The organism is Modestobacter versicolor, assembly GCF_041028285.1.
Classification (GTDB): Bacteria; Actinomycetota; Actinomycetes; order Mycobacteriales; family Geodermatophilaceae; genus Modestobacter; species Modestobacter versicolor_A.
This window is the reverse complement of record NZ_JABGDB010000001.1, coordinates 417299-430131: the sequence shown is the minus strand read 5'-3', so window position 1 is coordinate 430131 and position 12833 is coordinate 417299. Positions and strand designations below refer to the sequence as shown.

The 12833-nt window shown below is 74.5% G+C and carries 14 protein-coding genes; 9 read left to right on the top strand and 5 right to left on the bottom strand.

The features are described from left to right. Complete coding sequence (locus tag HL054_RS02230) at positions 1-891, bottom strand: siderophore-interacting protein (RefSeq protein WP_369137060.1); 891 nt, start codon at positions 889-891, stop codon at positions 1-3. Between the two features lie 341 nt (positions 892-1232). On the opposite strand from HL054_RS02230, the gene HL054_RS02225 reads away from it, so the two are divergent. The 8 genes from HL054_RS02225 (at position 1233) to HL054_RS02190 (ending at position 7702) form a co-directional block, all read left to right on the top strand. Beyond that, positions 1233-2042, top strand: coding sequence for a hypothetical protein (locus HL054_RS02225; protein WP_369137059.1), 810 nt, complete (start codon positions 1233-1235; stop codon positions 2040-2042). Continuing rightward, positions 2039-2623 (top strand): phage holin family protein, encoded by a 585-nt coding sequence (locus HL054_RS02220; RefSeq protein ID WP_369137057.1) that lies wholly within the window; start codon positions 2039-2041, stop codon positions 2621-2623. The genes HL054_RS02225 and HL054_RS02220 overlap by 4 nt, the downstream gene beginning before the upstream one ends. Positions 2624-2640: 17 nt before the next feature. Then, a complete protein-coding gene (locus HL054_RS02215; protein ID WP_369137056.1) occupies positions 2641-3306 on the top strand; it encodes a DUF3618 domain-containing protein in 666 nt (221 codons plus the stop codon). A gap of 188 nt (positions 3307-3494) precedes the next feature. Continuing rightward, a complete protein-coding gene (locus HL054_RS02210; protein WP_369137055.1) occupies positions 3495-3881 on the top strand; it encodes a response regulator in 387 nt (128 codons plus the stop codon). Continuing rightward, positions 3878-5344 carry a sensor histidine kinase gene (locus HL054_RS02205; RefSeq protein ID WP_369137054.1) on the top strand — a complete coding sequence of 489 codons (1467 nt, stop codon included), beginning with the start codon at positions 3878-3880 and terminating at the stop codon, positions 5342-5344. The genes HL054_RS02210 and HL054_RS02205 overlap by 4 nt, the downstream gene beginning before the upstream one ends. Positions 5345-5596: 252 nt before the next feature. Beyond that, positions 5597-6226 (top strand): TasA family protein, encoded by a 630-nt coding sequence (locus HL054_RS02200; protein ID WP_369137053.1) that lies wholly within the window; start codon positions 5597-5599, stop codon positions 6224-6226. 50 nt (positions 6227-6276) lie between these two features. After that, complete coding sequence (locus HL054_RS02195) at positions 6277-6912, top strand: signal peptidase I (RefSeq protein WP_369137052.1); 636 nt, start codon at positions 6277-6279, stop codon at positions 6910-6912. A gap of 85 nt (positions 6913-6997) precedes the next feature. Further along, a complete protein-coding gene (locus HL054_RS02190) occupies positions 6998-7702 on the top strand; it encodes a response regulator (RefSeq protein ID WP_369137051.1) in 705 nt (234 codons plus the stop codon). Between the two features lie 132 nt (positions 7703-7834). Here the strand turns inward: HL054_RS02190 and HL054_RS02185 are convergent, their stop codons facing one another. The 4 genes from HL054_RS02185 to HL054_RS02170 all read right to left on the bottom strand — a co-directional run bounded on the left by HL054_RS02185 (position 7835) and on the right by HL054_RS02170 (position 11338). After that, positions 7835-8539: a response regulator gene (locus HL054_RS02185; RefSeq protein ID WP_369137050.1), complete on the bottom strand. Its 705-nt coding sequence runs from the start codon at positions 8537-8539 to the stop codon at positions 7835-7837. A gap of 173 nt (positions 8540-8712) precedes the next feature. Beyond that, a complete protein-coding gene (locus tag HL054_RS02180; RefSeq protein ID WP_369137049.1) occupies positions 8713-9891 on the bottom strand; it encodes an acyl-CoA dehydrogenase family protein in 1179 nt (392 codons plus the stop codon). Between the two features lie 90 nt (positions 9892-9981). Further along, a complete protein-coding gene (locus HL054_RS02175) occupies positions 9982-10515 on the bottom strand; it encodes a class I SAM-dependent methyltransferase (protein ID WP_369137048.1) in 534 nt (177 codons plus the stop codon). 40 nt (positions 10516-10555) lie between these two features. After that, positions 10556-11338 (bottom strand): isocitrate lyase/PEP mutase family protein, encoded by a 783-nt coding sequence (locus HL054_RS02170; RefSeq protein ID WP_369137047.1) that lies wholly within the window; start codon positions 11336-11338, stop codon positions 10556-10558. Between the two features lie 197 nt (positions 11339-11535). Here HL054_RS02170 and HL054_RS02165 point away from each other — a divergent pair, with 197 nt between their 5' ends. After that, complete coding sequence (locus HL054_RS02165) at positions 11536-12777, top strand: DUF2786 domain-containing protein (protein ID WP_369137046.1); 1242 nt, start codon at positions 11536-11538, stop codon at positions 12775-12777. Positions 12778-12833 lie beyond the last annotated feature (56 nt).

Genomic DNA, 12833 nt, shown 5'->3' with positions numbered 1-12833 from the left:
TCAGCCGGCCGCCAGCGCCTGCTCGGCGGCCTCGACCTCGGCGTTCCACTCCGGCTTCTCGGCCTGCCAGCGGTCCTCGGTGCGCCCGAGCCGCCAGTAGCCGGAGATGGAGGTGAACGCCGGGTCGAGGCCCCGCTGCGTGCGCAGGTGCAGCCGGAGCTCCTTGACCAGCCCCGCCTCGCCGTGGACGAACACGTGCCCGGAGCCCGTCGGCAGCTCCACCGCCGTGACCGCGGCCACCAGGGCCGCGCCCGGCGGGCCGTCGCCGCGGTGCACCCACACGACGGTCACGCCCTCGGCCGCGTGCAGGTCCGACTGCTGCTCGGCCGGGCCCTCGACCTCGACGAAGACCAGCGCCGGGACGCCGGCGGGCAGCCGTGGCAGGGCCGCGCCGATGGCCGGCAGGGCGCTCTCGTCGCCGGCCAGCAGGTGCCAGTCGGCGTCCGGGCTCGGGGCGTACGCGCCGCCGGGCCCCTGGAACTGGATGCGGTCGCCGGGCGCGGCCTGCGCCGCCCAGGGGCCGGCGAGACCGACGTCCCCGTGGTGCACGAAGTCGATGGTGAGCTCACCGGCCTCGGCGTCCCAGGCCCGCACGGTGTAGGTGCGGGTGACCGGCCACAGCTCCGGCGGCAGCTCCGCGCGGAGCTGCTCGACGTCGAAGGGGGCCGTGTAGGTGGCCCCGGCCGGCGGGAAGAGCAGCTTCACGTAGTGGTCGGTGAACTCCCCGGCCGGGAAGCCGGTCAGGCCCTCGCCGCCGAGCACCACCCGGATCATGTGCGGGGTCAGGCGCGTCGTGCGGACGACCTCCCCGACCCGCGCCGTCCGCGGACGGCGGCCGCGCGCACCCCGTAGTGGTCCCTTCACCGGCTCCTCCTCGTTCGGGTCAGGCAAGGCTCGCCTTCCTCGGAGACTACGCAGCCGGTCCGGCGCCGGGTCGCCACGTCCTGAGCGTGATCCACATTTGACTGATCTTCCGGTTTACGTCGTAGCGGGCCGCGGGTACAAGACCATCAACGGAACGGCGTCCCACTGAGGCCACGGTGGGATCCCCCCGAGCGACTGGACCTGGGCATCTGCAGGCGCCCCCACCGCCGTCCCGCGACCCGGCACCCCGTTGCCCGGCCTCACGGTCGGTCTTCGGTCGTGCCCTCGTGCGGACGGGGTCGACCGGGCATGGACGCCCAGCACAGCCAGCACCAGCCATGCACCCCAACGCACGACGAGGAGGAACGATGACTCACTCCATCGACACCCCGACGCAGTCCCCGCCGAGCGGTGCGACCAACGTGTCCGGCACCCCGTCCACCACGGACGTCGCCAAGGACGAGGCGCGCAACGTCGGCCAGACGGCCGCACAGGCCGGCAGCCAGGTCGCCGCGACCGCCGCCGACCAGGCCAAGCAGGTCACGCAGGAGACCAAGCGCCAGGCGCAGGACCTGATCCAGCAGGGCCGCTCGCAGCTCAAGGACCAGGCCCGCAACGGCCAGCAGAAGGCCGGCGAGGGCATCTCCGGCATCGCCCAGCAGCTCCGCACCATGGTGGAGGGTGGCGGCGAGACGCCGTCCGGCCCCGCCGCCGACCTGGTCCGCCAGGCCGGTGACAAGCTCGAGGACCTCGCCACCTGGGTGCAGGCCCGCGAGCCCGGCGAGCTGGTCGACGAGGTCCGCGCGTTCGCCCGCCGCAAGCCCGGCGTGTTCCTGCTCGGCGCTGCTGTCGCCGGCGTGGTCGCCGGTCGCCTGACCACCGGCGTCGTGGCCGCCCACAAGGACGCCTCCCCCTCCACCGGCACGCAGCAGCTGACCGGCTCGGGTTCGCCCTACGCCGCCGACAGCTACGCGACCGGCACCAACTACATCGCCGACACCCCGGCCACCGGGTACGCGACCACCGGCACCGCCGGCTACGAGACCACCGGCTACACCACCGGTGCGGTCCCGCCGGCGCCGTACGGCACCGTCGCGCCGGAGGGCACCTCGGTGCCGCCGTCGACCGGCGCCGGCTGGGACGACCCGGCACGCACCCCCGGGTCCGGCCAGCTGTGAGCCACCCGAGCGGCGCCGGAGGCGCGCAGCCCTACGGGCAGGCCGGTGCTGGCTACACGCAGACCGGCTCGACCGGTTACGCAGCCACCGCCGACGAGTACGCGTACGGCAACACCGCGCAGCCGATGACCGACGACGGCCACCCGGACGTCGAGGGCACCTCGGTCGGCCAGCTGATCGGGGACGTCACCCGCGACCTGTCGACGCTGATGCGCCAGGAGCTGGACCTCGCCAAGGCCGAGCTCAAGGCGGACGCCAACAAGGCCTCGGCCGAGGTCAAGGCGCAGGGCAGCAAGGCCGGCAAGGGCGCGGGGATGCTCGGCGGCGCCGGGTACGGCGGCCACATGCTGGCGCTGTTCCTCAGCCTCGCGCTGATGTTCGCGCTCGGCAGTGCCATCCCGCTCGGCTGGGCCGCCCTGATCGTCGCCGTCCTCTGGGGCATCATCGCCGCGGTCCTGTTCGTGATGGGCCGCAAGCAGCTCAAGGCGATCGACCTCACCGGGCTCAAGAACATCAACCCCAAGCCGGAGCAGACCGTGGAGACCCTCCAGCAGGTCCCCGGCGCCCTCAAGCCCAACTGACCGGAACGGAGACCGACATGACCAGCAGTGACCCGGACGTGATCCGCCGCCAGATCGAGGACACCCGCGCCAACCTCAGCTACGAGGTCGACGCGCTGAACGAGAAGGTCAACCCGACCCGCGTGGTCGACCGCCGCGTCGGCCGGGCCAAGAGCACCGTCTCCGGCCTCAAGGAGCGGGTCTTCGGCGCCGCACACGACACAGGAGCTCAGGTGGGCAACACGACCTCGAACGTGGCCGGCAGCGCCCAGCAGGCCGCGTCCTCCGCGGCCGGCAGCGTGCAGAACGCCGCATCCTCCGCCATGGGCGCCGTGCAGTCCGCCCCGGACACCATCCAGCGGCAGGCGCAGGGCAACCCGATGGCCGCGGGCCTCATCGCCTTCGGCGTGGGCTGGCTCGTCTCGTCCCTCCTGCCGACCAGCGAGAAGGAGAAGCAGCTCGCCTCGCAGGCCGAGTCGGCCGTCAAGGAGCACTCGCAGCCCCTCGTCGACCAGGCCAAGAACGTCGCGCAGGAGATCGGCGACAACCTCAAGCCGATGGCGCAGGACGCCGTCGAGTCGGTCAAGTCGACCGCGCAGGAGGGCGTCCAGACCGTGAAGTCCGAGGGTCAGTCGGCCGCTCAGGACGTCCAGGGCCAGGCCCAGGACTCCAAGGAGACGGTCAAGGGGCACGCAGCCTCCTGATCCTGCTCCACCTCTCGACGGCCCCGGTGCGCACGCACCGGGGCCGTCGTGCGTCCCGGGCCGGTCACCTCATGGGGTGACCGGCCCGCCGCCGTCCCTCCAGGACCGGCACCGCGGCGTCGTTGCCCGACGTGACGGACCCCGTCCCCCAGCCGGGGGCAGGGCCGACGACGGAACGGAGGGGCGCCGTGGAGGCACCCGTGCGCGTGCTGGTCGCCGACGACGAGGAGGACATCCGTCAGCTCGTCTGCCTGGCGGTGCGTAAGGCCGGCTGCACCGTGGTCGCCGCGGTCGCCGACGGTGCCCAGGCGCTCCGCTCCGCCCGGGACGAGCGGCCCGACCTCGTCGTGCTGGACGTCTCCATGCCCGAGGCCACCGGCCTGGAGGTCTGCGCCGCGCTGCGGGCCGACCAGACCACCGCCGGCTGCCGGGTGCTGCTGCTCTCCGCCGGCGCGTCGTCCGACGACGTCGCCCGCGGCCTCGCCGCCGGCGCCGACGCCTACCTGCCCAAGCCGTTCACCATCGCCGGGCTGATCGCGGAGGTCCGCGAGCTCACCGCGGCACCGCGGGCATGACCACGCTCGCCCCGGTCGACGCCCCGGCTCCCCCGTCCCGGCCGGACGCGGCCGCGGCCGACCGGACCGTGCCCGGCGGCCGGCTGCCCGGCCGGGCGGCACCCGCGGTCCTCGCCGGCACCGCGACGGCGGGCCTCGCCGTGCTGCTCACCGGGCCCGGCACCCCGTGGCTCGTGGCCGCTGCGGTCGCCGTGGCGCTCCCGGTCGTGGAGCTGGCCCGCCGGCTGCGTGCCCAGCTGGCCGCCGCGACGACCTTGGAGGCCCAGCGGCAGGACCTGGTCACCCAGGGGCGGTCGACCGCCGACGAGCTCGAGGTGGCCACCCGGATGATGCGGGCGCGGGCCCAGACGATGACCAGCGTCATCGACGCGGTGACCGAGCAGTCGATCATCGGCACCGACCGGGACGGCCTGGTCCGCGTCTGGAACCCCGGTGCCGAGCGGATGCTGGGCCTGCCCCGGGCCGACGTCGTCCGGTTGCGCTCGATCACCGACTTCCACGCCGCCGAGGAGCTGGGCGGCGAGGACGGCGCACCGGCCGTGACCGAGCGCTTCGCGGCCCTGGTGCGCGTGGCCCAGGAGCAGGGCAGCGACGTCCGGGACTGGACCTACCTGACCGCCGACGGACGACGGCTGACCGTGTCGGTGGCGATCACCCCCCGCACCGACGACGACGGCGAGCGGGCCGGGTGGAACTTCGTCGGCACCGACATGACCGAGGTGCGGGCGACCGAGCGCCTCAAGGACCAGTTCGTCAGCCTCATCTCCCACGAGCTGCGCACGCCGCTGTCGTCGATCCTGGGCTACCTCGAGCTCGTCATGGACGACGAGGAGCAGCCGCTGACCGACGAGCAGCGCCAGTACCTGTCCACCGTCGAGCGCAACGCGCAGCGGCTGCTGCGGCTGGTCGGCGACCTGCTGTTCACCGCGCAGGTGGACGCCGGCCGGTTCACCCTGCAGCCGGCGGACGTCGACCTGGCCGGGGTCGTCCGTGCCGCGGAGGAGAACGCGCGGGTGACCGCCGCGGCCCGCGGGGTCGCCGTGGCCGTCGACGTGGCGGCCACCGGCCTGGTGGTCCGCGGCGACGCCCTCCGGCTCGGGCAGGCGTGCGACAACCTGGTCTCCAACGCCGTCAAGTTCACCCCCGCCGGCGGCCAGGTGACGCTGCGGCTGCGCGCCGCCTGGCGGGACGCCGACGGCGGACTGACCGAGACCGCGACGGCCGGCGCCGAGCCGGTCGCCCTGCTCTCGGTGCGCGACACCGGGGTGGGCATCCCGACCGGGGAGCAGGGGCGGTTGTTCACCAGCTTCTTCCGCGCGTCCACCGCCCGGCGCAACGCCGTCCCCGGTGTGGGCCTCGGCCTGACCATCACCAAGGCGATCACCACCGCGCACGGCGGCACGCTGGACGTCACCAGCGCCGAGGGCCGCGGGACGACGTTCACGCTGGCCCTGCCGCTGTAGGCAGCGCCCGCCCCGCCCGCTCCACCGACACCCCCTCCCGGCCCCCGGGAGGGGGTGTCGTCGTCCTGGTGACCTGCTGGAACGGCCTCGTCCGAAGCTCGTCCTGAGCCTGCGACGGGTGAGGAGGACGAGGTCCTTCATCTTGCGGATTTCTTGCGGATCACTGGCGGGTGCCCTGCGGATGGAGCTCCAGAGTCATGTCTGTCGCCGGGAGAACCCGCCGGCACCGACACACACGAAGGAGTCCCGGCCATGACCGCCACCGCCACCACCACCCGCAGCCGCACCGCCCGCAAGGTCCTCGGTTCCCTGGGCGTCATCGGCGCCGCTGCCGCGGTCGCCGGCATGGGCACCTTCGGCACGTTCACCGACAGCACCACCCCGCTGAACGCCACCGTCGCCTCCGGGACGCTCTCGCTGGACCTCAACAACGTCGGCGCCGCCGCGACGCTGCCGATGACCGCCGCCAACTTCGTGCCCGGCGACTCGGTCAGCCGCGCGGTCGACCTGGTCAACAGCGGCAACCTGGGCTTCGGCACCATGTCGCTGGTCTCGACCGCCACCACCTCGAGCCTGCTGGACACCGACAAGGTCAACGGCCTCCAGCTGACCGTGACCTCCTGCCCGGTGGTGTGGACCGAGTCCGTCGCCAACGGGGTGGCCACCTACACCTGCTCCGCCCCGACCACGACGCTGGTCACCGGCTCCGCGGTCAAGGCGAACGCCGCCCTCACGAACGTCGCCGCCGTCAACCCCAAGGGCGTCGACCACCTGGTCGTCACGCTGTCGCTGCCCACCTCGGCCGACAACAACTTCCAGAACAAGACCAGCGCGCTGAGCCTCACCTTCTCCGGGACGCAGCAGACCGGCACCAACCGCTGACCTGCGGTTCGACCCGCCCCCTCGCTGACCACTCCCCCGGAGGACCCGCCATGACCACCGCCCTGCTGTCCCCCCTCGCCCTCGCCGCGGACACCTCGACCCGTCCCGCGCAGGAGCAGCTGCAGTCCGCCGGCCTGGTGCGGCGCACCGCCGGCCTGGCGTTCCGCTGGACCGTCCGGCTCCTGGTCACCCTGGCCGTCCTCGCCTTCGGCGTCCTCGCCGTCGGCCCGCACGTCCTGGACTACCGCACCATGACGATGCTGACCGGGAGCATGTCCCCGGTCATCGACCCGGGCGACGTCACCATCGTCACCCCCCTGCCGGTCGACCAGGTCGAGGTCGGCATGGTCATCAGCTACCACGTCCCGATCGGCGACCACCACGTCGTCAGCCACCGCGTGGTCAGCGTCGAGCAGGGCACCGACGGCACGGTCACCGTCGAGACCAAGGGCGACGCGAACGACGCCGTCGACCCGTGGCAGGCGGTCCTGCAGGGCGACACCGCCTACCAGGTGCGCGCCGTCGTCCCCGAGCTCGGCCACGTCATCGAGGTGCTGCGCACCCCGGTCGTCAGCCAGGCCCTGGTCTACGGCGCCCCGGCCCTGCTGGCCGGCTGGCTGCTGCTGTCCATCTGGCGGCCGGCCCCGGTCGAGCGCCGCGAGGTCGAGGACACCGACGAGCGATGAGCCCGCTCGCCGAGCGCCAGGTCGACCCCACCGCCCGCACCCGCTCCGGCCGCACCACGCCGCCCGCCCCGTCAGGAGTCCTCCCGTGCTGACCGCCCTCGTGATCGACGCCTCGCCCGCCGCCCGCCAGTCGGTCACCGGCCTCCTGGAGCTCGCCGGCTGGGGAGTGCACGAGGCCGGGGACGCCGAGGACGCCCGCTGGCTGAGCACCGCGACCAGCCCCGACCTGGTGGTCACCGCCGCCACCGTGCCCGGCGCGGAGAGCGGCGCGACCCTCCTCCGCGAGCTGCGGGACGCCGGCAGCACCGCCCGCTTCCTCGTCGTCACCGCCGAGCCCACCGACGAGCAGCGCGCCGCGGTCACCGCCGCCGGCGCCCTCGCCTGCCTGGCCGCCCCGGTCGACGCCCACCTGCTGCTGGACGCGCTCGCCGCCCGCACCGCCCCGGCGCCCGCCGTGGAGCTGGTCGACGTCGAGGACCTGCACGACGCCGACCAGGACGCCGACCTCATGGACCGGCTGCAGGGCATGTACGACGACGCGCTCCCCGCCCGGTTCACCGCCATCGACCGCAGCGTCCGGTCCGGCGACCCGCGGGCCGTCGCCGACGCCGCCCACACCCTCGCCGGCACCTCCGGGCAGCTCGGCCACCCCGAGGTCGCCTCGGTCTGCCAGGCCATCGCCGCGGACGCCCGGCGCGGCATCCTCGCCCACGGGCTGGTCTCCCGGCTGGCCGGCCTCACCGGTGTCGACCGCCGGGGTGCCGCGCGTCGCCGGCACGCCGCCGGCTGACCCGTCGTCCGCCGACCCCACCCGCCACCGACCCATCCGCCGAACGCCCCGGCGACGAACACCGGACGCGACGACAACTCGGCCCGGTCCCACGGGGGGACCGGGCCGAGTCGTCGGATGCAGCAGGTACCGCTACGCCACCAGGCGGTAACCCACCCCTCGGACGGTCTTGATCTCGGGGTGGGCCAAGCCTGCGGCCGTGAGCTTGCGCCGCAGGTTGGACATGTGGGCCTCGACCAGCCGGAGGTTGCCCTCCCAGTCGGTCTGCCAGACCTCGCGCAGCAGCGTCTCCCGCTGCAGCACCCGGCCCGGCCGGGAGACCAGCGCCGCCAGCAGGTCGAACTCGGTGCGGGTCAGGTCGACGGCAGCGCCGTCGACCCGCACCTCCCGGGTGTCCGGGTCGACCTCGAGCTCGGCGAGCCGGCGCACGGAGTCCGCCTCCGGCTGGCGCGGCTCCGGGACGGCCACGGTGCGCGGCCGGCGGAGCATCGTCTGCACGCGCGCCACCAGCTCACGCGGCGAGAACGGCTTGGCCATGTAGCCGTCCGCCCCCACGGCGAGGCCGATCAGGAGATCGACCTCCTCTGCGCGGGCGGTCAGCATCAGGACGTAGCAGTCGGTCTCGGCGCGCAGCTGACGGCACACCTCCGTGCCGTCGGCGTCGGGCAGGCCGAGGTCCAGGACGACGACGTCCGGCGCCTCGCGGCGGACCTCCGTCAGGCACTCGGCACCGGTGGTCGCCTCGCGGACGTCCATCCCGGCGCGGCGCAGCACGGTGACGACGAGTTCACGGATCTCGTCGGTGTCCTCGACCACGAGCACGGACTGTCCCGGCACGATCCCTCCCCCACGACTGGTCACCAGCGCACGCCGTTCTGGCGTGCTCCCCGGTCATCGTCAGTCCACGGCAGGTGCTCCAGCCCGCGGGGCCACGCGTCACCCCGAAGGGGTGACGGCCCGCTCTCCGGGGCCCGCGCCGAGCCTGAGAGGCGTGGGGGGAGAGGGGGTCCTCACACGAACGCGCTCATCCCGGTGATCGACCGGCCGACGATGAGGGTGTTCATCTCGCGGGTGCCCTCGTAGGAGTACAGCGCCTCGGCGTCGTTGAAGAACCGGACGACGTCGTAGTCCAGCACGATGCCGTTGCCCCCGAAGAGCTCCCGGGCCCAGGCGACGGTCTCCCGGCCGCGGGAGGTGACGTAGCTCTTGGCGAGCGCCGCCTGGTCGTCGCGCAGCTCGTCGGTCTCCTGCAGCTGGGACAGCCGGACGGTCATGCCCAGGCTCGCGGTGACGTTGCCGAGCATCCGGGCGAGCAGGTCCTGGATCAGCTGGAAGCCGCCGATCGGCTTGCCGAACTGCTCCCGCTCCTTGGCGTAGGCGACCGCGACCTCGTAGGCGCCGAGCTGGCACCCCACGCCGCTCCACGCGACGCCGCCGCGGGTCACCTTGAGGACCTTGTTGACGTCCTTGAAGGTGTTGCCGCCCTCCAGCTTGTCGCCGGCCGTGATGCGGCAGTCGGTGAAGGTCAGGTCGGCGTTCTGCACCGTGCGCAGCGCGAACTTGTCCTCGATCTTGGTCGCGGTGAAGCCGGGGGTGCCCTTCTCGACGACGAAGGTCTTCACCTGGTCGTCGGCGACGTCGCGGGCGAAGACGACCACCACGTCGGCGAAGGTGCCGTTGCCGATCCAGCGCTTGGCGCCGTTCAGCACCCAGGTGTCGCCGTCCCGGCGCGCGGTGGTGCGCATGCCGCGGGCGACGTCGGAACCGCCCTCGGGCTCGGTCAGCCCGAAGGCGCCGATGGTCTCCATCCGCATCATCGACGGGATCCAGCGCTGCCGCTGCTCCTCCGAGCCCAGCACCATGATCGAGCCCATCGCCAGGCCGTTGTGCACGCCCAGGAAGGTCGCCATCGACGGGTCGACGCGGGACAGCTCCATCGCCTGGAAGCCGGTGAACAGCCGGGAGGCGCGCGGCCGGCCGTCCCAGTCGTAGGACCGGCCGACGATGTCGGCCTCGGCGATCTTCGGGATCAGGTCGTGCGGGAACTCGGCGGCGGCCCAGGCGGCGTTGACCCGCGGCTTGACCTCGGCAGCCAGGAACTCACGCAGCGCGAGGAGCTCCTTCTGCTCGTCCTCGGGCAGCAGCGACTGGAACCCGAAGAAGTCGGCGGGCAGGAGCAGCTCGGTCATGGCGGCGGTGCCTTCTCTCTCGTCGTCGTCGACGTCCTGCTCCCGATGCTGCGCCCGATCCGCGGCCCCAGCCACCGAGGGTGCCCCAGCTCACCCGGCACAGGGCCCGCCGGTGGTACCAGGCGTCGTGGTGCCACCTGGTGCGGCTCGTGGCCGCAGCTCGACGGCGATCGACGGCCGGGGCGGGGTGTCGCCGGTGCGGACGGCGGAGACCACCAGCCCGTGCGGCGCCGCCAGTGCGGCGACCCGGTCGGCCGCCTCGTCCGCCTGCCGTGGTCGCAACGGCTGGTCGACCAGCAGGAAGCGGCCGCCCGGGCCGAGGACCCGCCGGACGACGCCCAGCTCGTCGGCCGGCGGCCGCCAGAACACCCCGACGTGGACGGCGACCACCAGGTCGAAGGCCTCGCCGTCCAGGTCGGCGGTGAGCAGTGGCGCGGTCCGCAGCACGACCCGGCCGGCGGCCACCGCGTCGGCGTTGCGCGCGGCTGCGGCGGCCGTCATCGTCGCCGAGCGGTCCAGCCCGACCACCGTGCCGCTGGTGAGCCGGGCAGCCAGCAGGGACAGCAGCACCCCGTGCCCGCAGCCGACCTCGAGCACCCGGTGCACCGGCCGTGGCCCCGCCACGTCGGCTGCCCAGGCCAGTCGGGCGGAGGCCGCAGCCACCTCAGTTCAGCGGGCGGGTGCCGGCCGGCAGGGTGCCCCCGCCGACCATCGCGGTGGCGGCGTCCTGCAGCGCGGTCAAGGCCACCCGCTGGGTGAAGGGACCGGTGGAGACCCGGGCGACGCCGAGCTGCTCCATCTCCCGGGCCGGCAGCGAGGCGCCCGGCACGCTGATCAGGCTCAGCTTCCGGGGGCCGAAGGCGTCGACCAGCGCGGCGATGTCCTCGCGGGCGAGGACGCGGGGCACGAAGACCACCGGCGCCCCGGCCTCGAGGTAGGCCCTGCCCCGGGTGATGGCCTCGGCCAGGACCGCCGACGGGTCGGCGTCCGCAGCGGCCCGGACGAAGGCGTCGGTGCGGGCGTTGAGCACGAAGTCGATGCCGGCGTCCCGGCCGGCCCGCAGCACCGCCTCGACCGCGGCCACCGCCTCGTCCAGCGGCTTCATCTCGTCCTCGAGGTTGCCGCCGACGACGCCCACCTCGATCGCGCGGCGGGCGGTCTCCCCCGCGTCGCCGTAGCCGGCCTCGAGGTCCATCGACACCGGCACGTCGACCGCCTGCACGATCCGCTCGACCATGCCCAGGTGCAGGTCGAAGGGGATGTTCTCGCCGTCCTCGTAGCCGAAGGTGGCGGCGATCGAGTGGCTCGCCGTCGCCAGCGCGCGCACGCCTGGGGTGCCGGCGACGACCGTGGCGGAGACGACGTCCCACACGTTGGGCAGGGCCAGGATCCCCGGGGCGGAGTGCAGCTCGAGGAACGTGCGCGCGCGGGCGGCGAGGTCGGTCATGCCGGTCAACCTATCGACGTGTCGACACGTCGACACGTCGGTCCAGCGGTCCGCCTCTCTAGCCTGGTGCGGCGGGACGACCGGGCAGCGGAGGCCGGTCCGCCCAACCGTGCGCGCCGCCGTCCACAGCCGACGGCGGTGTCCACACCCGCCTGCCGGCGCCGCGGACCCGTCCCGGCGCCGGGCACCCTGGACCGGTGACCCCGAGGAGCTCGACGACCGTGGACGACGTCCTCCGCCTGCTGCTGGCCGGCGCCCGGCTGGCCGGCCAACCCGGCGTGACCGGCGGCGAGCTCGACCGGGTGGTCGACCGGCTGCTCGTCCGCGACGCGGCGGTCGACTCCGACGGCCACGCCCAGGAGGTGCTGCGCGGGCTGCTGCCGCTGCTGTGGGAGGGCGGCTGGCAGCCCGCCGACGTCACGCACGCCGTCCGCCGGAAGGTGAGCGCCCGCGCGGCCCGGCTGGTGGCCGCGGTCATCGCCGCCGAGGCCGGCGCCGAGCAGGCCGCCGACCGGGCGCCGTGGGCCTGGACCGTCCAGCTGGCCGAGCTGGACAGCGGCACCCGGACCGTCGCCGGCTGGTGGCAGACCGAGCGGATCCCGCCCGCGGCGGGCTGGCGGGACGTGCTGCGGGTGGTCGGCCTGCTGCGCACGCTGCCGAGGCTCGAGCAGCTGCTGCCCCCGCCGTCGGGCTGGTCGGCGGCGCTGCTGGCCGACAGCAGCTGGGACGACGCCGTCGACGCGCGGGCGCTCGCCCGGATCCGCGGGCTGCTGGCCAAGGCCGAGTCCACCGACTTCGAGGCCGAGGCGGAGGCGCTCACCGCCAAGGCGCAGGAGCTGATGGCCCGGCACGCCATCGACACGGCCATGCTCGGCCGTCGGGCCGGGACGCCGGCGACCGCGGGGCAGGTGCAGGCCCGGCGGCTGCACCTCGACGACCCGCACGCGGAGGCCAAGGCAGCCGTCGTCCAGGCGGTCGGGTCCGCCAACGGGGTGCGGGTGGTGCTGCTGCCGGCGTTCGGCATCGCGACGCTGGTCGGGATGCCCGGCGACCTGGACGCGGTGGAGCTGCTGGTCACCTCGCTGCTGCTGCAGTCGGGGCGGGCGCTCGCCGACGCGGTCCGGCTGGCCGGGTCCCGGGGCCGGACGACGGCCTACCGGCGCGGCTTCTTCTACTCCTACGCGCAGCGGATCGAGGAACGGCTCACCGACGCCCGCGACCAGGCCCGCGCCGAGGCGACCGCCACCTACGGCAGCGCACTGGCGCCGGTGCTCGCGGACCGGCAGGCGGCCGTCGACCTGGCCACGGAGGAGCTGTTCCCGTCGGTGCGCCGCCGGAGCGGTCGCACGGTGGACGCGGCGGGCTGGCACGCCGGCCGCCAGGCGGCCGACGCCGCCGACCTCGGCGGCACCCGGAGCGCCCCACTCACTGGCGGTTGACGGCCCCCGTGCAGGGGCCCGCCCCGAGCCTGCGAGGGGCAGGGGGCACGGGGGTC

Excerpts from the sequence above, each read along its gene's own strand:
- HL054_RS02200 (WP_369137053.1), top strand. The coding sequence starts at position 5,597 with ATGACCGCCACCGCCACCACCACCCGCAGCCGCACCGCCCGCAAGGTC.
- HL054_RS02180 (WP_369137049.1), bottom strand. The coding sequence starts at position 9,891 with ATGACCGAGCTGCTCCTGCCCGCCGACTTCTTCGGGTTCCAGTCGCTG.
- HL054_RS02195 (WP_369137052.1), top strand. The coding sequence starts at position 6,277 with ATGACCACCGCCCTGCTGTCCCCCCTCGCCCTCGCCGCGGACACCTCG.
- HL054_RS02170 (WP_369137047.1), bottom strand. The coding sequence starts at position 11,338 with ATGACCGACCTCGCCGCCCGCGCGCGCACGTTCCTCGAGCTGCACTCC.
- HL054_RS02205 (WP_369137054.1), top strand. The coding sequence starts at position 3,878 with ATGACCACGCTCGCCCCGGTCGACGCCCCGGCTCCCCCGTCCCGGCCG.
- HL054_RS02225 (WP_369137059.1), top strand. The coding sequence starts at position 1,233 with ATGACTCACTCCATCGACACCCCGACGCAGTCCCCGCCGAGCGGTGCG.
- HL054_RS02215 (WP_369137056.1), top strand. The coding sequence starts at position 2,641 with ATGACCAGCAGTGACCCGGACGTGATCCGCCGCCAGATCGAGGACACC.